18 protein-coding genes and 1 pseudogene are annotated in these 19,119 nt (G+C 63.6%); 9 read left to right on the forward strand and 10 right to left on the reverse strand.

From position 1 onward, the window contains the following. Nucleotides 1-412: 412 nt before the first annotated feature. Nucleotides 413-835, reverse strand: a complete 423-nt coding sequence (locus VF515_07400; protein ID HEX7407463.1) for a response regulator — start codon at nucleotides 833-835, stop codon at nucleotides 413-415. A 416-nt stretch (nucleotides 836-1,251) separates the two neighbouring features. On the opposite strand from VF515_07400, the gene VF515_07405 reads away from it, so the two are divergent. After that, on the forward strand, nucleotides 1,252-3,468 hold the full coding sequence (locus VF515_07405; protein ID HEX7407464.1) for a protein kinase: 2,217 nt from the start codon (nucleotides 1,252-1,254) through the stop codon (nucleotides 3,466-3,468). A gap of 61 nt (nucleotides 3,469-3,529) precedes the next feature. On the opposite strand, the gene VF515_07410 is transcribed toward VF515_07405, so the two are convergent. From VF515_07410 to VF515_07425, 4 genes are all read right to left on the reverse strand, one after another. Further along, on the reverse strand, nucleotides 3,530-4,822 hold the full coding sequence (locus VF515_07410; protein HEX7407465.1) for a hypothetical protein: 1,293 nt from the start codon (nucleotides 4,820-4,822) through the stop codon (nucleotides 3,530-3,532). Nucleotides 4,823-4,937: 115 nt separating this feature from the next. After that, a complete protein-coding gene (locus VF515_07415) occupies nucleotides 4,938-5,615 on the reverse strand; it encodes a hypothetical protein (protein HEX7407466.1) in 678 nt (225 codons plus the stop codon). 1 nt (nucleotide 5,616) lies between these two features. Beyond that, nucleotides 5,617-6,036: a hypothetical protein gene (locus VF515_07420; GenBank protein HEX7407467.1), complete on the reverse strand. Its 420-nt coding sequence runs from the start codon at nucleotides 6,034-6,036 to the stop codon at nucleotides 5,617-5,619. Nucleotides 6,037-6,065: 29 nt separating this feature from the next. Then, nucleotides 6,066-6,524: a GspH/FimT family pseudopilin gene (locus VF515_07425; GenBank protein ID HEX7407468.1), complete on the reverse strand. Its 459-nt coding sequence runs from the start codon at nucleotides 6,522-6,524 to the stop codon at nucleotides 6,066-6,068. 363 nt (nucleotides 6,525-6,887) lie between these two features. Between VF515_07425 and VF515_07430 the strand changes: the two genes are divergently transcribed. Further along, a complete protein-coding gene (locus VF515_07430; GenBank protein HEX7407469.1) occupies nucleotides 6,888-8,117 on the forward strand; it encodes an acyl-CoA dehydrogenase family protein in 1,230 nt (409 codons plus the stop codon). Between the two features lie 38 nt (nucleotides 8,118-8,155). Continuing rightward, nucleotides 8,156-9,244, forward strand: a complete 1,089-nt coding sequence (locus VF515_07435) for an acyl-CoA dehydrogenase family protein (GenBank protein ID HEX7407470.1) — start codon at nucleotides 8,156-8,158, stop codon at nucleotides 9,242-9,244. 30 nt (nucleotides 9,245-9,274) lie between these two features. Here the strand turns inward: VF515_07435 and VF515_07440 are convergent, their stop codons facing one another. Further along, complete coding sequence (locus tag VF515_07440) at nucleotides 9,275-10,477, reverse strand: acyl-CoA dehydrogenase family protein (protein ID HEX7407471.1); 1,203 nt, start codon at nucleotides 10,475-10,477, stop codon at nucleotides 9,275-9,277. A 312-nt stretch (nucleotides 10,478-10,789) separates the two neighbouring features. Between VF515_07440 and VF515_07445 the strand changes: the two are divergent. Beyond that, nucleotides 10,790-11,035 (forward strand): annotated as a pseudogene (locus VF515_07445) (alpha/beta fold hydrolase). Between the two features lie 82 nt (nucleotides 11,036-11,117). After that, the gene (locus tag VF515_07450) at nucleotides 11,118-12,062 is read left to right on the forward strand and encodes an alpha/beta hydrolase (GenBank protein HEX7407472.1); all 945 of its coding nucleotides are present in this window, start codon (nucleotides 11,118-11,120) and stop codon (nucleotides 12,060-12,062) included. Between the two features lie 9 nt (nucleotides 12,063-12,071). Here VF515_07450 and VF515_07455 read toward each other — a convergent pair whose 3' ends face one another. Beyond that, nucleotides 12,072-13,718 (reverse strand): RecQ family ATP-dependent DNA helicase, encoded by a 1,647-nt coding sequence (locus VF515_07455; protein HEX7407473.1) that lies wholly within the window; start codon nucleotides 13,716-13,718, stop codon nucleotides 12,072-12,074. A gap of 172 nt (nucleotides 13,719-13,890) precedes the next feature. Between VF515_07455 and VF515_07460 the strand changes: the two genes are divergently transcribed. Further along, on the forward strand, nucleotides 13,891-14,193 hold the full coding sequence (locus VF515_07460) for a hypothetical protein (GenBank protein ID HEX7407474.1): 303 nt from the start codon (nucleotides 13,891-13,893) through the stop codon (nucleotides 14,191-14,193). Between the two features lie 47 nt (nucleotides 14,194-14,240). On the opposite strand, the gene VF515_07465 is transcribed toward VF515_07460, so the two are convergent. The 3 genes from VF515_07465 to VF515_07475 are packed head-to-tail and all read right to left on the reverse strand — an operon-like array spanning nucleotide 14,241 to nucleotide 16,563. Continuing rightward, nucleotides 14,241-15,326 carry a pyridoxal-phosphate dependent enzyme gene (locus tag VF515_07465; GenBank protein ID HEX7407475.1) on the reverse strand — a complete coding sequence of 362 codons (1,086 nt, stop codon included), beginning with the start codon at nucleotides 15,324-15,326 and terminating at the stop codon, nucleotides 14,241-14,243. Between the two features lie 53 nt (nucleotides 15,327-15,379). Beyond that, nucleotides 15,380-16,291: an MBL fold metallo-hydrolase gene (locus VF515_07470; protein HEX7407476.1), complete on the reverse strand. Its 912-nt coding sequence runs from the start codon at nucleotides 16,289-16,291 to the stop codon at nucleotides 15,380-15,382. Then, a complete protein-coding gene (locus VF515_07475) occupies nucleotides 16,288-16,563 on the reverse strand; it encodes an aldehyde ferredoxin oxidoreductase C-terminal domain-containing protein (protein HEX7407477.1) in 276 nt (91 codons plus the stop codon). Before VF515_07475 ends, VF515_07470 begins: the two co-directional genes overlap by 4 nt. 222 nt (nucleotides 16,564-16,785) lie before the next feature. Here VF515_07475 and VF515_07480 point away from each other — a divergent pair, with 222 nt between their 5' ends. The 3 genes from VF515_07480 to VF515_07490 form a co-directional block, all read left to right on the forward strand. Then, the gene (locus VF515_07480; GenBank protein ID HEX7407478.1) at nucleotides 16,786-18,003 is read left to right on the forward strand and encodes an MFS transporter; all 1,218 of its coding nucleotides are present in this window, start codon (nucleotides 16,786-16,788) and stop codon (nucleotides 18,001-18,003) included. Between the two features lie 49 nt (nucleotides 18,004-18,052). Then, nucleotides 18,053-18,940, forward strand: coding sequence for an alpha/beta hydrolase (locus VF515_07485; GenBank protein ID HEX7407479.1), 888 nt, complete (start codon nucleotides 18,053-18,055; stop codon nucleotides 18,938-18,940). After that, nucleotides 18,940-19,119, forward strand: a 180-nt coding sequence (locus tag VF515_07490; GenBank protein HEX7407480.1) for an alpha/beta hydrolase, incomplete at its 3' end; no start/stop codon positions are given. The genes VF515_07485 and VF515_07490, both read left to right, overlap by 1 nt.

Genomic DNA, 19,119 nt, shown 5'->3' on the forward strand with positions numbered 1-19,119 from the left:
GCCGCGATTTGTCCCCGCCACGTTTTCTGATGACCCCCACACGCGCGGTGAGCCTCCCTCGCAACACTTTCAGGCATTTTCAACCGAATCGTCATGTTTCGCCTCTCGGAGGTTCATATCGAAATTTTGGATCCTCGCGACGTGATCTTGGGGTTTTTCTACACCCTCAACGTCCTGCGCATGAGCCGCGCGCGTCTTCCCAAGAAGTCGGAGCGGTGGGAGAAATCATACATTCAAGCCTGTCATACCCGCGGGTAGCGACCTAAGGAGGGGCCGGCGTGCTCGAAGAGGCGCCGCAGTAGCTAGCGAGGCACGCCTCAGACCGAGGTTAGCCCGCGCAGGGAGGGAAGGATGATTGGAATCCCGGAACCCATTTACCCACCCAAGCTCAGGCTGGACGTTAGATCTCACCTCAGTCGGTGCGGAGGCGCAGAACCTCCGTCGATGGCGCAGCTACCGGTGGAGCCGCTGGCGCTTGCCGCGACGCGGGATCAAGGGACCGTCGAACTTGTTGGAGGAGTTGCTCACGGGTAAAGGGTTTCGAGACGCAGCCCATGCAGCCGAACTGATGTGCGACCTGGGCGATCGTGTCCCAAGCGTGGCCGGTGACGGCAAGAATGGGGATATGCTGGGTCTCAGGATCGTTGTGAAGCGCGTCGATCACCTCGATCCCGCTCACGTTGGGCATCGACAGATCCGTCAGCACTAGATCGGGCTTCTCGGCCTTGGCCTTCTGGATGCCGTCCGCGCCGTTGTAGGCATAGCTCACTTGACAGCCGGCATCCCTGAGCATGTATCGAATGATACGTACAATGTCAGGATCGTCGTCGATCACGAGGATTGTTTTCCCCCGGGCTCGGGATGCCGCAGCCATCATCATGACTTCCGAGTGAGCAGATTATATGCCACCGGCCGGACCGATCATACTTGCTTACAGCAGTCCCACAAAGCGACATCGTCCTAACGCTTAGTGTTGTTTGTGCAACGGTTAGTCGCCTGTGGTAGTTTGCCACGATGCTGCGAGCTTCCCCACCCGATTCCGCCAGCAAGCTTCGGCTCCGGGAACGCCTTCGGCTGTTTTGGAACCGTGCCTTGGGGTGGATGCATGTTGATGGGGCGGTCCGGCACGCACCTGATATCGGCGGAGTCGTTTCGCCTATCGCCTCACCCATCAAGTCACCACCGCCTGCGAAGGCCGAACACAGCCTCCCATCGACGAACTGGCGTTCCGTAGATGAGTCGGCGCGCAAGATGCTCGCCGGCTTGGCTCCGGGTAGCCGTGTAGCCGAGACGTATGACGTGCTTCGCGTCATCGCCGAGGGTGACATCAGCACCATCTATTTGGTCTGGCACCGACATTGGAATATCGAGATCGCATTGCGCGTTCCCAACGCGCAGCTCCTCTCGATTGCCGGCACACTGGGGCCCTTCGTGGCCCGCGCCGAACAGTGGATCGCGCTCGGGCTGCACCCCAACATCGTGCCTTGCTATCATGTACATTCGCTGCACGGCGTACCCCTGATTCTGGCGGAGTTCGTGGAAGGCGTAACTCTGCGCGCGTGGTTGGCAGGCGACCCGCAAGATCGCTTGCGGCAGGGTCTCGACGTCGCCATCCAGGTCTGCCACGCACTCGAGCACGCGCATGGTCGCGGCGTCGCACACGGCGCCTGTACGCCGGAGCACATCATGATCGCACGCGGCAGCGTGGCGAAGCTCTTGAACTTTGGACTACCGCTGTCCGGCGCGCCCAACACCCCTCCAGCAGCACCACGCGCGGCGGGCTCCGAAGGTGAGATCGACGAAAGGTATGCGCTGGCTGCGTTGATGCGGGAGGCACCGTACGTTGCCCCCGAGCGCTGGCAGCAGCCGACGGCGCCGGCGCTGACGGGCGATGTGTTTGCGCTCGGAGTGTGTCTGTGGGAGCTCTTCGGTGGGGCTCGTCCGTATGACAGCACGGCCACCGAGACCCAGCCCGCGATGCGCGAGCTCCGCCTAGGCCAGGACGATGCACGCACGAGGCTGGCGACTCTCTCGCAACGGTGCGTCGCCTGGGACGCGGCCAGCCGCCCATCAGATGTCGCGGAAATACGCGACCAGTTGTCGACAATCTACGCAATGCTCTTCCGGGAAACCCCCGTGAGCCGCCTACCCGAGTCGACGGAAGCAGACAGGTTGAACGCGGCGGCCGTGAACTCCCTGTATAGTGGAAGGTTGGCAGACGCGGAGCAGGCGTGGGAAGCTGCTCTCGAACTCGATCCAGGCCATCTCGACTCCCTGTTCAACCGTGCCGTCGCACACTGGCGGCAAGGCACGATCACTGATGAGGCGCTTACCCAGCACCTCGAAAAGATCGCGTTGCCGCCCACCGAGAGTTGGAAAGTCCGCTGGTTGATCGGGTTGACTCATCTCGAACGCGGTGACCTCGGATCCGCGGAAGCGTTTCTCGAGCAGGCATGGCGCCAAGGACCCGGCGTAGTTGAAGTGACCCAGGCGCTCGAACGCGTGCAATTCCGCAGGCAGAGTATGGAACATCCCGCCTTGGTCGTGGAGCATTTCGGGTTCGTTTCCGCCGTAGACCTGAGTGCCGCGGGCAAGATTGCGCTGGCCGCCTCTGGTGACGCAGTCGTGATGGTGTGGGACCTCGCCAGCGGAAAAAGGTTGCAAGCGCTCGAGGGCCATGACGGCGGGGTGACTGCCGCGGTCCTGAGTGCGGACGGGCAGGCCGCCTTCACCGGCGGCGACGACGGAACGATTCGCGTCTGGGACGTCGCGACCGGCGCGTGCCGGCACGTGTTCGCGGTCGAGCTCGGGCGGGTCGTTTCGCTGTCCGTGAGCCCCGATGGCAGTTTGCTGCTGTCGGCGGCCAACAGGGGTAGCGAGCAGACCGAGGCATTGCCGATGCAGTTATGGGACATTCACAGCGGCGAGTGCCGGCGCGTGTTCGGAAGACATGCGGGCACAATCAAATCGGTTTTCTTGAGCGTCGACGGGCGCTACGCTGTATCTGGCGGTGACGACCACCTGATCCGTTTGTGGGATGTCGAATTTGGTCATTGCGTCAAGACCTTCGCGGGCCACGACCACTTTGTCTCCGGAGTGTGCCTGAGCCCTGACGGCGGACTGATTCTGTCTGCAAGCTGGGATAAGACGCTTCGGCTCTGGAACCGCCTCACGGGTCGCTGCCTGCGCGTGTTCTCGGGCCACAGCGCTTCGGTCGCCGCGGCCTGCCTGAGCGCCGATGCGGTCTGGGCAGCATCGGGCGGTTGGGATGGCACCGTCCGGCTGTGGGAGGTAGCGACTGGTCGTTGTTTGCGTACGATTCACGCACACCAAGGGCTGGTAACCGCCGTGGCGCTCAGCGCAAACGGGGATCGCGTGCTGTCTGGAAGCTGGGACGGCACCATACGTAGCTGGGATATCTCGCCCGAGTTGCGTGAGGCGTGTCGCTTGCGCACCACCGGCACGTAGACGAAGAGCGCGGGCCGGGCATCACACCGCGGCGGCCCAGCTCAGCCGCGCTCGCCGATCGTTATGGTTCGCTCCAGGAGGTTATCTGCAGCGGATGGGGTAAGTTGTTGCCGCCACCGCTGCCCGCACTGTCGGCCTCACCCAAACAGTTATGGCTGTACTTGATGGTAATGTTTCCGTTGGAATCAAAGGCGTTCAACGGACTCCAGACGGTTCCATAAATCGAGGGGTTTCCTCCGACACTTATGCCGCCGTTCGGGTTCGGGTTTTGGAAGAGCACCCAGCCACAAAACACGAAGCCGCCGTTGAATTGGATGGTGTTTGAACCGAAGATAAGAATGCCCGCGCCTGTGGACGTAACGGACCCACCGGCGATCTTGGCGTTGGGATCGGTTACATAAGTCACTTGCGGGTTGGTCATGGTTCCCCAACTTTCGGCGTTACCCTTGTGCCCCTGGGTTTGGGGGACGCAAATGACATTCCCTACCGGGTAGTCCTTGTTGTTGTTTTGGTTGCATCCGCTAGGGGCGCCATTGGCAGTGAGAATATCATTGATGAACCGGTTGGCATCAGCGGTCGAAGCGGCAGCGGTGGTCATAACGCTGGGAGTTGATTCGAGACCTGTGATGGTGCCTTGCCCCGCGAGCGCCGTGACGATCTGTGTTGTTACTGTGTCGTTGCGGGTTGAAATCGCCGGCCGCGCGGGCCAAGTTTGGTCCAGAACTGCAGTGGGGGTCAGGTCAGTGACAAGCCAGTTGTTACCATCGATCGTCATCGAATTACCGGAGAAACTACCGACAGCGCTGTCATTGCTCAGGTGCAGCGCGCCCGGGCCGGCAACGAAATCACCGCGCTTGACGTTCACCTGGATAACGCGCTGGGCGCTCAACAGGGCGTTGCCTGTGACGGTAACGACTCCGGTGGTGGCCGGATCCGTCCCAGACACCAAGCCCGTCACCTGGTAGGTCACGTTCGGAAAGCCCGAGACGGCGGTGCTTAATGTGGAAATGATGTGCGAATCTATGACATCCGTCTTGAAGTTCACGACCCCGCGTGTATCGATCGTGTTGATGACGTCCAACAGCCCTGCCTCAGCTGCGGCAAAGGCCTGATTCCCGGTCTCATAATGCTGGGCGGATTTGAGATCGAGGAGCGTGTACAGCAGCGTGCCCGCCCCGAGCGTAAGCGCCAGCATCAGGAGCAGTAAAACCGCCAGCAGCGCAAACCCTTGCTCCTTCTCTACGACTTGTCGGCGCGGTGTCGCTGCGCCTATCCACAGGCCAAAGGCCGCGCAGCGCCGGCGATCAGTAGCGCGACGTTTGCGAGGCTGCTCGTCTAATCCGAAGAGTTTCATCGCCAAGCTCCTGAGTTGTAGGGACAGGTGGAGGCCACCACGAAATAGGTCAGCTGTAACTCGACGCGCAACACCTGGAGCAGCTGCGCCGCGTTCAACCCGGTCGAGCCCGGGTCTAGTTGATTCCCGGCCCCGGCGTTGGACATAAGTTCATCACGAAATGGCGATTGCGCAGCTCCACATCCGCGGCCTCTGCGGCAGTCTGCTGCAGCGGGTTGCGGGGCTGGATCACGTTTACCGTGAGCGTCAGCTGTAACCGCACGCGCATCACCTGGAGCAACTGCGCAGCGCTCAACCCGGTCGAGCTCGGCGTCAGTTGGATCCCGTTGCTGTCGAAGTACAAGATCTGCGAGCCGGCTAAGCTAAGGCCGGACCAGAGCGTGTTGGTCTGCGCGCTGGCATTGTCAGTTCGGGTGACCTGGTTATTGGTGAAATCTAGTGTGTAGGTGACGTCCTCATTCGGTCCCGTAAGCGACCCGTCGCCATTGAGATCGGCGCGGATGCGCATCCGAGAACTTTGCGCCATGAGAATCCCAGTGCTCACGGTACCGTGACAGGTCGGGTTGGTGTTGGTGCCGGTGCCGGCTCGCCGGACCTCACGGGCAAACAGGTCCGCGATGCTGCGAGCAGAAGTCTGCAGGTCGACTTGGCCGGTTTGATTCCGCATGGCGTACATCTGGGCGATGTGGAAGGACATGAATACCCCAAGCACAACGAGACCGAGCGCGGTCGCGACGAGAGCTTCCGTGAGCGTGAATCCGGCTTGCCCTACGCCGCGGAGCGAGCGACACATCTCAGCCACAGTCCGGCGTGATGCAAGCATAAGTCACTACGGTCAACGTTCCGGCCACGGGTGTGCTCCAACTGACGGTGACGGCGACCTGAACGATGCCGGGTCTGACGCCAACCACAGTAGTTCCATCAGGCAGGTATTGCGGGATGCGGGTGACGTTCCAAACGCGAGTAAAGGTACCGTTCGGCCCACCCAGCGCGGTAATTGGTGGGTTGGGGAGGGGCGGGTGAGGACCAATGGTCAGATCCGCATTCCCTACCGGGGCGGCCAAGCGGATCAGCTCGATCTTGTTCTGCACCAGGGCAGTGGCGGCGGCGATGGTCCTGCTTTGGTTGCTGAGCTTCATATTGGACGCGATTGAGGTACTGAGACCGGTCGCGACCACGCTGAAGAGGGCGATAGCTGAGAGCATTTCGATCAAGCTGATCCCGGTCTGGCTTCGGAGGCGATTCATGTATTCACGCCTGACGCAATGGTGACCCGTCCGATCACGTTGGTCATGACAGTTTTCAGCTGCTGAACACCACCGCTGACAGTAATCGAATTATTGACTGTGGCGAACCCGCGTCTATCGAACCCCACCTGCGCTGACGTCGTAGTGACCGTCACACCCCTGGGCAGGCTCGTCGTGACCTGATTCGACCAGGGAGGACTCCCGTTCTTGCTGGTCTCGCGCACGTATTGCGTGCCACTCAGCATCCTGATGCGCACTGACTGATTCTGTCCGATCGCCTGCATACGGGCGCGGGCGATATCAAACCCCAGCTGATTGGAGGCGCTCATCAGCTGATACCGGGCGAAGAACGCGTTCATATTCGGCACCGCTATGAAGGCGGCGATCGCCGTCAATTGCAGCACGATCACCACCTCAACCAGCGAGAACCCACGTTTCGAACTTTGCCTTATCATTAAGAGAACCTGTCGACCCGCTGATTTGTTGAAGCAATGTTCATGCCGTGGTCGCTGTCAGTTCCGCGGGCCAGCGGATTTGCCCCTGTCAACGCGTCGGTATCGCCACTTGAACGCATGACGATACCGTCATGACGCTGCGAACATATCTTGCCGCCGGCCAGACTGCCCATCTTTCGGGCCGCAGGACCCCTGATCCGGCAGTAGTGCGGGAATCGGTCGGACCAGCAAGGACGTTGTGAAACCCGCCAGATGAGGTTCGGACGCTGGCGCCCGGTCCTTGCCGCGCCTGCGCCACTAGGGTAATGCCTTGCGCAACTGTATGCGCCGCGGCCCGCCGCGAGGCTGAAGAGGGGTACTTCAATGGATCTGAGTTACAGCCAAGAATACGAAGCTTTTCGCGTCGAGTTGCGCCGGTTTCTGAAGGAAAACTGGAGCGAGGAAGACGCCAATAACACGCCGCCACCTGACGGCCGTGCCTCGCTCATGGGGGCCGTCCTCCGCACCGACCAGGCCGCGACGAGATTCCGCCTCAAGGCGATCGAACGCGGCTACCTCTATCGCCACGTGCCGAAACGGTACGGCGGTGGAGAGCAGCCTCCTGATCCGCTGAAGTCAGTGATCATCGGCGAAGAGTTTCGAAAAGCCCGGGCGCCGGGCGAAGTGGTCGGTCAAGGCCCCAGCATGCTCGTACCGACTCTCGTGGAGCACGGAACCGAGGAGCAGAAGCAGCAGTTCGTCCGCGACACGTTGTTGGGCAAGATCAGCTGGTGTCAAGGATACAGCGAGCCCGGGTCCGGCAGCGATCTCGCCTCGCTGCGCACCCGCGCCGTGCTTGAAGGCGACTTCTGGGTGGTCAACGGCCAGAAGATCTGGACCTCCAACGCCGACACCTCCGACTGGATGTTCTGCCTGGTGCGCACGGAGCCCGATGCTCCGAAGCACGACGGCATCAGCTATTTGCTCATCGACATGAAGACGCCCGGCATCGACATTCGGCCCCTGCGCCAGATGACCGGCGATGTCGATTTCAACGAGGTGTTTCTCGACAACGTCCGCGTACCGGTGAAGAACCTCGTCGGCAAGCGGGGCCAGGGTTGGACTGTCAGCCGCTCGACCCTGAAGCATGAGCGTGCGCTCATCGGCGGGTCGCTCATCAATCGCCGCATGCTCGACGGCATCATCATGCTCGCGCAGGGCGTCAACTTGCGCGGCAAACCGGCCATCCAGGACCCGGTCATCCGTACCCGACTGGTGGAATTGGAAGCCAAGATTCTCGCCAGCGAGTACCACGGCTATCGGCTCCTGACCATGGAGGCACGCAAGGAGGAAACGGGCCTGTCCAGCATGGTGACCAAGCTCTACGGCACGACGCTCGGGTACGATATCGCCAGACTCGCTATGGACGTCCTGGCTGACCGCGGCATGCTCGCGCCGGGTGAGGACACCGCCCCGGCCATGGGCATGTTCATCACCGCCTACATGTGGTCCATCGGCATCCTGATCGCGGGCGGCACGGCGAACATTCAGCGCAACATCATCGCCGAACGTGGTCTCGGCATGCCCCGTGACTCGGGGGTCAGCCGGCGATGATTCGAATCCAGACTGTCGACGCCAACGAAAGGTAGGCTATGAATTTCGGTTTGTCTGAAGAGCAGGTTCTTCTGAAGTCCACCATCAAGCGCTTTCTCGAGGAGCAGTGTCCCACCACCCGCGTGCGAGCGGTCATGGAAAGCGACAGCGGACACGATCCCGGCTTGTGGCAAGGGTTGGCCGACCTCGGCATCACCGGCTTGATCATTCCATCAGCTCACGGCGGATCGGAGCTTGAACTCCTGGATCTGGCGCTCACGGCGGAGGCATTGGGATACGCTGCGACGCCGGGGCCCTTTCTCGCCTCCGCCATGGCAACGGTGGCCTTGCTGCACGCCGCCGACACCACACAGCAGGCCACCTGGCTGCCGCGCATCGCCGCCGGCGAAGCGCTCGCCACGGTTGCCTTCGGCGAAGCGGAGAGCGAATGGAACCCGGCGCGCTATACGGCTCGCGTAACCAACGGGCGTCTCAACGGATCGAAGCCGCTCGTCCCCTACGCCGGCGTCGCCGATGCACTCCTGGTCGCCGCGGCCACCAACGCGGGCCCCGATCTCTTTCTCGTGGAACGCGGCGCCCCCGGTGTCAGCATCAGCCCGCTCAAGGTCGTCGACATGACACGGCATGCCGACGTGGTCTCCTTTACCGACACGCCGGCGACCAAACTCGGCGGCGGGATACAGGCCATCCAACGCACCCTCGATGCCGGTTGCGTCCTGATCGCCGCCGACGCCTACGGCGGTGCGCGGCGCTGCCTGGAGATGACCACACAGTACGCGCTACAGCGCGAACAGTTCGGCCAGGTCATCGGCGCCTTCCAAGCGGTCAAACACCAGCTCGCCAATCTCGCCGCCGACTTGGAGCCCTCGCTCTCGCTCTACTGGTACGCCGCCCACGCCTTCGACCGCATTCGTGACCAGTCGGAACGGCATGCGGCTCTGGCGAAAGCGCATCTGACCGACATGTACGATCGCGCCACCCGCGACGCCACCGAACTGCACGGCGGCATCGGTTTCACCTGGGAATTCGATCTGCATTTGTGGTTTCGCCGCGCCATCTTCGACCGCAGCTTCCTCGGCGATGCGCTGTTCCACCGTGCACGCGCCGCCGACCTGGCGGGATGGTAAGCCACTGATTGCGGGACGCCTGCTACCGCCTCACAGGCGTTCCGCCGCAACCAAGCCGAGCACGTCGTTGCAGCCGTCCTCGATCATGGAGGCGCGCGCGTCGCGCAGTAGCTTTTCGATCGGGTATTCCCGGCTCAACCCATTTCCTCCAAAGATCTGTAGGGCCGCGCTCGCGACCTCGAAGGCGGTGCTGGTGGCGGTCACCTTCGACGCGATCGCGTACTGCAGCAGCGGCGGCGTGTTCAGGGTGTTGTACACGGTCACGCGCCGCGCCAGGGATCGGGCCGCCTCCACCTTGCGGAACATTTCGAACAGCCGCGCCTTGATGCTCTGGTGGTGAGCGATCGGCACACCCCCCTGCACCCGTTGCTTGGCGTAGTCGACCGCCAGTTCGAGCGCCGCCTGCGCCACCCCGACGAACAGCGAGCCCATCCCGCTGTTGGCCTGGGAGAGCACCATGTCCGAGGCGAAGACGAACATCTCTGGGCTCAGCACCATGTAGTCGGCCGGAATGCGGACGTCCTCGAAGAAGATCTCACCCTGGTTCAGCGCCCGCTGGCCGATCTTGTCGAGCGGCTTCCCGCGCGACACGCCCGGACCATCCAACGGTACGATGAAGCCGCCGTTTCCCTTCGGTCCGTCCCCCATGTCCACGGAGCAAAAGAGCGCTGCGGCCGATGCGATGGTACCGTTCGAGACCCACGCCGCCTTCTGCCCGTTGATCACGAAGTAGTCTCCGTCCCGGCGCGCAATGCAATCCGGTCTGCCGTACGCCGGGGTCCCGATCTGGTCGGCAAAGATGATCAGGTCGCTGCCGTGGTGCGGTTCCGTGCCGGCCCAGCAACCAATGGCGTCGACCGTCCCGAAGCGCTCGATGAGCTCGGGCTTACCCGACATCTCCGCCATCATCCGCGGAAAGCCGGCCACGCCGAAGCTGATGCCCAGCCCCGCGTCACCCCAGCCCAGCTCTTCGCTGATGATGTAGCGCAAGCGGGCGCGCTGTCCCGGTGCGAGCTCGCCACCCGGCGCGGTGTACGCCTCCAGGCCGAGAGCCCGGTACTTCTTGAAGACGTCCCACAGCATCGACTTTGGAGCAATCACGTCTTCGGGATCTGGAAGCCGATCGAGCGCCATGCCAGCAGGCCGCATGACCTCGGCGGCAAACCGGTGCACGGTATCGCGGACCTTCTGCTCTTCCTCGGACAGCTCCATATCCAGATCGGTCGTCACCATCGAATTCTCCCTTCCACCGTTCGCTGGTTACCGCTAACCGGTTTTGCCGTTTCCCTGCGTATCACTCCGGACGCGCCACTTCTTTCCCATGCCCGATCTACCCATTCAAGCGGCGCGTTCAACCCGCGATGGGACGACATGTCGCGGCTTCCTGGCTGCGCACTCGGAGCGGCGGACGCGCCCGTCCATTGACCGCGGCCCGCGAATTTCACACTCTGCTCCGGACGAGAGGAGACTCACATGCAGACGCCCGATTGGCTCACAACGCTCTTCCCGTGGGAGCAGCGCTGCCTCACCGTCAATGGCCGCCGCATGGCGTACATTGACGAGGGCCCGCGCACCGGCCGGCCCGTCCTCTTGCTCTCCGGCAACCCGACGTGGGGCTTTCTCTATCGCGACTTCGTCGCACCACTCACCACCGGCGGCTACCGCGCCATTGCTCCCGATTGGATCGGGTGCGGCTATTCTGACCACCCGCGCGTGGATGCTGCCCTCACCTTCGCGCACCACATCGCGGATCTGGTGTCGTTGATCGACCAACTCGATCTGAACGGATTCGTCATTGTTGGTCGACTGGGGTGGACCTCAGGGCGTAGGGGCCGCGCTCCAGCGGCGGGACCGGCTTTCCGCATTGGTGCTCATGAGCACCTGGCTCTTCACCGGGCAGGTTGGCCGTTTCCATTCTTCTCCGCGCCCATGGACGACATGGCATGCCCCCCTCATCGGCCAATACTTCATGAAGCGACACAAGGTGCTGTCTCACGGTGGCCCCTCCCTCATCAGCAAACGGACGATGACCGAGCTGGAAGCCCGTGCCTATCACCATGTCTTCGACGAGCCAGACTCCGACCACGTCGTCCTCACCTGGCCGCGTACCATCCCGATGCGCGAAGGCGATCGCGGCTGGGCTGACATGGTTGCGATCCAGCGGCGGCTTCCCGAATTCGACCGCACCCCGACGCTCCTTCTGTATGCCACGCAGGACAGCGTCTTCGGCAAGCCCTACGCCGATCGGCTGAAACAGCTCTTACCCCATGCCGAAGGGCCGCTTCCGATAAAAGGTGCCGACCACTTCCTGCAGGACGATCGTGGGCCGGAGGTCGCAGCAACGATCGTACCCTTCCTCCAGCGTACCGTCGGTCCAGCCGCGTCGCCGGCTGCTGAAAGATCAGGGAAGCCGATGCAGGTTGGTCCTGCTGAACGGTGGAGCCTGGAGTTCTACACGCCTGTGCCTGGTGAGACCCAGGCTCTGCGCGCCGATCCGCTTCTCATCGAGCAAGAACTCGACGTGCGGCCCGAGGTCGCCGAGGCGCTGGAGCGCGCCACCGGCCTTCGAGCTGGCCGCGTCTACTGGCGCTCCGCATGTGGTCACCTGTATGCGCTCGAGCTCGCCGACGTCGGCCACGGTCGCCCGTCGATGGCAACAGTTTACGGGTTTTGGCAGCGGTGGGAGCCGCGACCGCCAGAAGAAGAGATCGACCGCGATCTGCTCGGCTTTTGCCTCTGGGTAGCCACCCTCGCTCCCGGCATCGATCCCACTGACGTGATACGGGTCGCGGAGCGTGCCGGCGTCAACGCGGCCTGAGCGGTGACGTCACCCACGCTCCCGATCAGGCGCAGCCGGCCCTTGATTCTGAACGGGTGGTCCGCCGCCTTGTCCACGGCGGCGGCGGCGTCTCCGTTTGCGACGCTTCGGCTGCGGTGGCCGCGCAATCGGTTGCCAGAAGCTCGGCGGCCGCTCCGGAGCTCCGCGGCAGATGTCGCACAAGCCGCATGGCTCGCCGGCCTCCTCACCGAAGTACTGGCGCAGGAAGACCGCTCGGCATTCAGCCGTGTGGGCATACTCCGACATGCGATCGAGTCGCCGCCCATCCTGGGTCCGCAAGGTGAGGAACCTGCCAGCCAGACTACGCGCCTGTTCCACGAGATCCGAGGCTGGGACCGTGATGCGGATGGCGTCGCCATCCAGCTCCACCAGTCCTGCTTCCTCGAGGACCACCAGTAGCGCCTTGGTCTGACGATCCGCCAGTTGGGCGGCAAGGGTCAGCGCTTCCCGGCTGGGGACACGATCCTCCCCCGCCCAGGCCGCCAAGGCCGCGGCCAGGCGGTAGAGCTGGTCCGGCCTGATGCGACTGGTCTGGAGCAAGGCCTCGTGAATCTCCCGGTCTTTCGGATCGAAGAGTAAGATACAGTTCGCCCGGCGTCCGTCACGGCCCGCGCGTCCCGCTTCCTGGACGTACTGCTCGAGTGAGGCGGGAGCCTGATAGTGCACGATGTAGCGGATGTCCGGCTTGTCGATCCCCAATCCAAAGGCGCTGGTGGCCACCATGACCGTGCGCCGCCCCGACCGCATGTACAGCTCTTGCTCCGCGTTGCGCTCCTTCGCGGCCATGCGTCCGTGGTAGTGATGCACCGGCATGCGCATGAGCCGCAGCGCCCCGTACAGGTCGTCCACGGCCTTGGTGGTGGCGCAGTATATGATGCCCGGCCGCCGCAAGCGCTTGACGAAGCGCGTCAATCCGCGGACGCGCTCCGTGCCGGAGATTTCCATCACTTCGAAGGCCAGGTTGGCGCGATGCGGTGAGCTGGCAACGACTTCCGGCTTCCGCATACCGAGGTAGCGGACGATATCGTCACGTACCGCCTGGGTGGCGGTTGCCGTCAATGCCAGAATCGGCGGGGCGCCCAACTCGCGCAGACGCTCACCCAACCGCAAATAGGCCGGTCGGAAGTCGTGACCCCACTCGGAAATGCAGTGCGCTTCATCAACCGCGGCGAGAGCAATGCCTGCCGCGCTCAAGGCATCCCCGAGTTCCGCCCCGGCGAGGGTTTCGGGCGTGGTCATGACCAGCAGCGATCCGCCGGCGGCAACGCGTTTCAGCGCCTCGCGCCGCGCCACGCCGCGGATGGTCCCATCGATCCGCTCAACCGGAATGTTCCGCGCCAGTAGTTTCCCATGCTGGTCGCGCAAGAGCGCCAGCAACGGTGACACCAGCACCACCGGACGCGGCAGGACCATGGACGGCACCTGATAGCAGGCCGACTTCCCATAACCGGTCGGCAGCACCACGAGAACGTCGTGGCCTGCCAGCGAGGCGGCGACTGTACGTTCTTGCTCGGGGTAGAGCTGATTAATTCCAAGCCGCAACGCTGCCGGCTTGCACCGGCGCAGCAGCTCGCTGAAGCCCTCCGGCGACTCTGCCTCGGCACCCGCCGTAGTCACCCGCTCAGTCAAGTCCATAGGGTACAAGCATTGCTCTCCGACACTCCTCACCCCTCATCCGAAAGACCCTAGCACAGATTCGCGCCAAGCTCCGCACGTGCCAGGGGCGGCTCTTCCCGCGGAAGATTTCGCTTTGCATTCCGCGCTCGTCCAAGTAATAAACGCAATCACGAAGGAGACGCGCGCAATAATGCACTGGCTAATTCTGCTACCGTACTACTTTATCGGGCCAATGGCAGCCCTCCCCTTCTTGATCCTGGTGGCTCGCGTCTCGCGCCTGAAGGTTTCGATCAACACGCTGACCGCTGGCGCAATTGTCCTGTCCGTGGCGGCGATCGTCGTTCCGCTCGCTTCTGGCTGGCTTGACCCGAGCGCCTTCACGGGACGCCCGCTGGCCCTACTCCTGCTCCTGTCGTTTCTGTTCGCCGCCGTCGACGCCGCGCTGGCCGGCCGGCTGCCGCTGTCGCTGGACAACCAACTGAACGACCTCTGAGGCATGGCGATTTTGGCCCCGGCGACCTGCGAAAGGCAAGGGCACCCTCATACCGGCACGGCCGCTTCCGTGAAGAAGCGATGGAAGGCGGCCGGCAACTGCCGGTAATCGGGCAGCGGCCCGAGGTGATCCGCCGGATCGATGCTGCTGTAGGTGTTCCAGAACAACACGGGGCCACGGCGATACTCCGGCATGCGCACGGCGTCGATCATGGCGGCCATGCACTTTGCCGTATAGGTCGTGTCGAGTTCGATTCCTTCCGACTGCGACACGAGGGCGCGAGCCCGGCAGCCCGCATCATTCGGGGCGCCGTAGGCAGGACCGAGATAGCCCGACAGAATTCGGAAGTCAGCGGCGGTCACCAACGGGGCATGCACATCCGGCAGATATCGCCGCAGCAGCGTGAGGCTGCTCTCCGCCTGCTTGGCGAGCTGCGCCGGCGACCGCGGCAGGATATCGGTAACCTGCACCGCGACGATACGTGCCCGCAGACCGGCAAGCTTGGCACCGAGCACCAGACCTGCCACCGTGCCGCCGGTTCCCAGTGGCGCAAAGATCCACTCCGGCTCCGGCAGCTCCCCGGCGCGGATTTGTTCCTGCAACTCAATCGCGGCGTTGACATGGCCGAGCGTGCCGAGAGCTGACGACCCCCCGACCGGAACGACGTACGGCCAGTTGCCGCGCAGGAATTCACGCACCCACAACCGCAGCGCCTGCAACGTCAGCAACGGCACCGTCGGCGCGTAGTGCATCTCCGCTCCGGCCGCGTAGTCGAGAAGCAGAGAGCGGCGGACATGGTCGGTCACGGGCTGCGGCAGCAGCAACAAAATCGTCCTGAGGCCGACATTGCGCGCACACAACGCTGTCGCCAAGCCGTGGTGCGTACCGATACCACCGAAGGTGAGCAGCGTTCGCCGGCCGCGCCGGAGCGCATCCCCGAGCACAAACTCCAGCTTGCGTGGCTTGTTCCCACCGTACAGCGCGCCGCTTTCATCGTCGCGCTTGATCCACAGCTGCTCGGCCCCGAGCTCGCGCTCCAACCTCACCAGCCGGTGCACCCGCGTCGGCAAGGAGGTCAGGCAGACCCGCGGCAGGCAACCGCGCAGCGCGGGGAAGCGCCTCTCGATCGCCAACTCGCCATCCGCGCCCGATCCGGGCTGAAGTGTGGCCCCAGACACAGCGCCCCCTACCCCGCCGACGCGACGTAACGCCCGGGCTCCACCTCCCGCACGCGTCCCGCACACCGCAACATCTCGACATGCTGCTCCATACTCCTGCGCTCGACGGCGTCGGCAAACGACACCATATCTTGCTTCCGATAAATGAACCGGTGCTCCACGATCTCGTCCAACGTCTTCGGCTCGCCCAGGAACGCGAGCAGGCGTTTCTCGCGGGTGCGGATGACGCCGGCAAAACGATCCAGTCGTTCCGAGAACGCGGCACGGCCTTCGAGGACGCCGACGTGATGAAAGGTGACGTACCAGCGCGCTTCGATCAGCCCCACCTGCCGCAGCGAGCGCTCGAAGTCTTCCAGCGAGGACCAGGCATCCCCATAGTACGGACCGAAGCTCGAGAGATCGATGTCGGCAAGATACAGGACGTCGTCCGGCTCGATATACAAAGCGCAGTGGCCGCGCGTGTGTCCCGGGGTGTGAATCACGCGCACGCGGCTACCGCCGAGGTCGAAGACGTCGCCATCGCGGTACCCGAGCGCGTCCGGGCGGGGGGTGAAATGGAACCCGTCAACCAGAATTGTCCGGAAGCCGGCATCCAGATCACCTCCGTAGCCGTACATGGTCATCATGTTGTCGAGCGAATGGATGTTGGTCAGATCCAGTTCGTGCAGATACCAGGGCACGTCCGGAAACAAATGGTTGCCCGCAATGTGGTCCTCGTGGGAATGGCTGTTCAGCACCCGGTCGACGCGCGGCAACGCGTCGCGGCGCGGGATGACGGAGAGCGAAGGATCGATGAGCACGGTTTCCTCAGCGCCTTCGACCAGCAGTGAATTCCCGTAGGGGTATTTGCCGCCGTGCGCACCGAACAGGACGGTCACGCTGCCGATCTTACGATCCTCGAGTCCCGCCCTCTCGCTCATCCGGTCACTCCCACCGACGTGGCAGTGCCGTGCCTGAAGGCCTGGAGCAAGTCAACCGCCGGCACGCGCGCCACGCCGTACTTTTTCCCGGTGAAGGCGCAGCCGTTGCCGATCACCGCACCCATCTCGTCACCAGTGTCGACGCTTTCCAGTGTACGGATCGCCGCCTCTTTATCGCCGAAGGACAGGCTGTCCCCGTCGATGGCCACCGCCAGAGCGGCTCCGGCCTCGATGGTATCCACACCCAGTTCGCCGCACAGCCGAATATTCACGCCCAGACGAGATCGGACACTTCTCCCGGTGGACTCGTTCGCGATGCAACCGCAAGAGCGCACAGTGGTCTGACGCATCCTTCAGCTCAGGGTGCGGGCGCGCTGACAATGCCGGCTTCTTCCGCTAAAGGAACGGACTCGACTCCAACCGCGGGGAACGAATTGAAAGCAACGCCACCGAGTGCAGCACCGCCACCAAGCATCCTAGGTAACGTGCGTTCCGTGTTTCCGCCCGATTTCCGCTTCTATCTCGTCAGCCGCTTCTGCACCGCCACGGCAATGACCATGCTGCGCGCGGCCATCCTGTGGCACGTCTTCGCCCTCTCGCATTCGGCCTTTCACCTCGGGCTGATCGGTCTGGTGCAGTTTGCCCCGGCACTGGGATTGTCGCTCGTCGCTGGAGCGGTGGCGGACACGTACGACCGCCGCAAGGTGATGATCGGGGTGGAGGTCCTGGCCCTCGCGTGTGCGCTCGTGCTCTTCATGGAAACCTGGAGTGACGCGGCTACCCTGCCGGTGCTCTATGCCATGATCTTTCTGGTCGCGATCGCAGGAGCGTTTGATAATCCGGCGCGCGCCGCGCTCCTGCCGGCTCTGGTAGCACGCGAGGTTTTCCCACGAGCAGTAGCGATCGCCTCGACGAACCAGGCGCTGGCCTTCGTCACCGGCCCGGCGCTGTGCGGCGTGATCATCGCCGAAGCCAGCATCGCCAGCGTGTATGCCGCGTACGTCATCCTGATCGCCGTGTCGCTCGGCACGCTCATCTTGATTCGCTCCCGCCCACCAAGGACACCCGGACGCGCTGTGACCCTGCAAGCGATCCGTGAAGGGCTCGCTTACGTACGGCGGCAGCAGGTGATCCTCGGCTGCATGACCCTGGACATGTTCGCCGTGATCTTCGGCGGCGCCAATGCGCTGCTCCCGATCTACGCCAACGACATTCTCCACGTCGGCGCTTCCGGATACGGGCTGCTCACCTCGTCGCTCGAAGTCGGCGCGCTCATCACCTCGCTGTTGCTCATCGTGGCACCGCGCATCACCCAGGCCGGCCGCGCATTGCTGATCGGCGTTGCGGTCTACGGTATCGCCACGATCGTGTTTGGGCTCTCTCGTTCGTTCCCGTTGTCAGTGATCGCCTACATGATCGTCGGCATCGGCGACCAAGTCAGCGTGGTGATGCGCGCCACGGCCATTCAGCTCTCCACGCCGGATGAGCTGCGCGGCCGGGTCAGTTCGGTCAACATGGTCTTCATCGGCGCTTCCAACCAGCTCGGCGCTGTGGAATCGGGCTTTGTCGCCGCGCTCACCAACGCCACGTTCTCGGTCGTAAGCGGCGGCATCGGCTGTTTGGTTGTCCTGGCCATCGTCGTGGCGACGCTGCCAAAGCTGCGGCGCTACCGCATTGAGTTCAACGAGCCGGCCGCGGCGCACGATCGTTGATGCGGATGCCGTGACTCTGGAAGAGCGCGCGTGATATCCTCGCAGGCTCATGAGCGAGATCCAGTATCCAGGTGCCGTGCCGCCCGAGCGCAGCCGAACCGTGCAATTGCTCGGCATCCGCATCAATACGTTGGAGTGGGGCGATCCCACGGCGCAGCCGCTGGTCCTCTGTCACGGCATGTGGGACCACGCCCGCAGCTTTGCGGTGCTGGCGCCGTTGCTGGCGCGCCGCTTCCGCGTCATCGCCATCGATGCCCGCGGTCATGGCGACTCCGACTGGGCCAATGGCTATACCTGGGCTGCCGACATCGCGGATCTGCTCATGGTGCTGCGCTCGCTCGGCCGGCCCGTGCATCTCGTCGGCCACAGCAAGGGCGGCGGGCAGGCGACGGAGGCAGCGATTTTGGCTCCTGTGCTGGTCACGAAGCTGATCAACATCGACGGCTTCGGACCGGCTGCGTTACCCGACGGCCCGGAGACCTTGCCAAAACGTTTTGCGGAGTTCCTCGACCGGCGCCGCCAACTGGCCGAACGCAACGGCTGGCGTCCGTACGCGCAGCTCGGCGACCTGGTGGAGCGGCGCCGCGCGCAGAACCCGCGCCTCACGCGGGAGTGGCTACGCTACTTCGCTTTTCACGGAGCCCGTGAAACGGCGGGAGGCTGGTCGTGGAAATCCGACCCGCACATGGCACACGGCTTCGGTCCGTGGCACCCGGAGTGGATCGGCCGCGCCTATGGCGCCCTACACACGCCGATGTTGGCCATCGTCGGCTCCGAGCCGGACACGTGGGGACCGCTGCCTGAGCACATTCTTTCCGAGCGCCTCTCCCGGGTGAAGAAACTGGAACGCCGCACAATTCATGGGACCGGTCACTTCGTTCACATTGAGCGCCCCCTGGAAACCGCGGAGGTTATCCTCGACTTTCTGGGTTCCTGATGCGCATTCAGCACGCCCGCGTCTCTCTCGAGCTGCACGAACTGACGCAACGCCACGGCCCTGCCCTGCTCCTGCTGCATGCGCTCTTCGGTTCGAGCGCCGATTGGGGCGAGCTGCCGCGCAGCTGGCCCGGGCCGGTCTACGCGCTCGACTTCTGCGGCCACGGCGGTTCGGATCGG

It is taken from the genome of Candidatus Binatia bacterium, assembly GCA_036382395.1.
Classification (GTDB): Bacteria; Desulfobacterota; Binatia; order HRBIN30; family HRBIN30; genus JAGDMS01.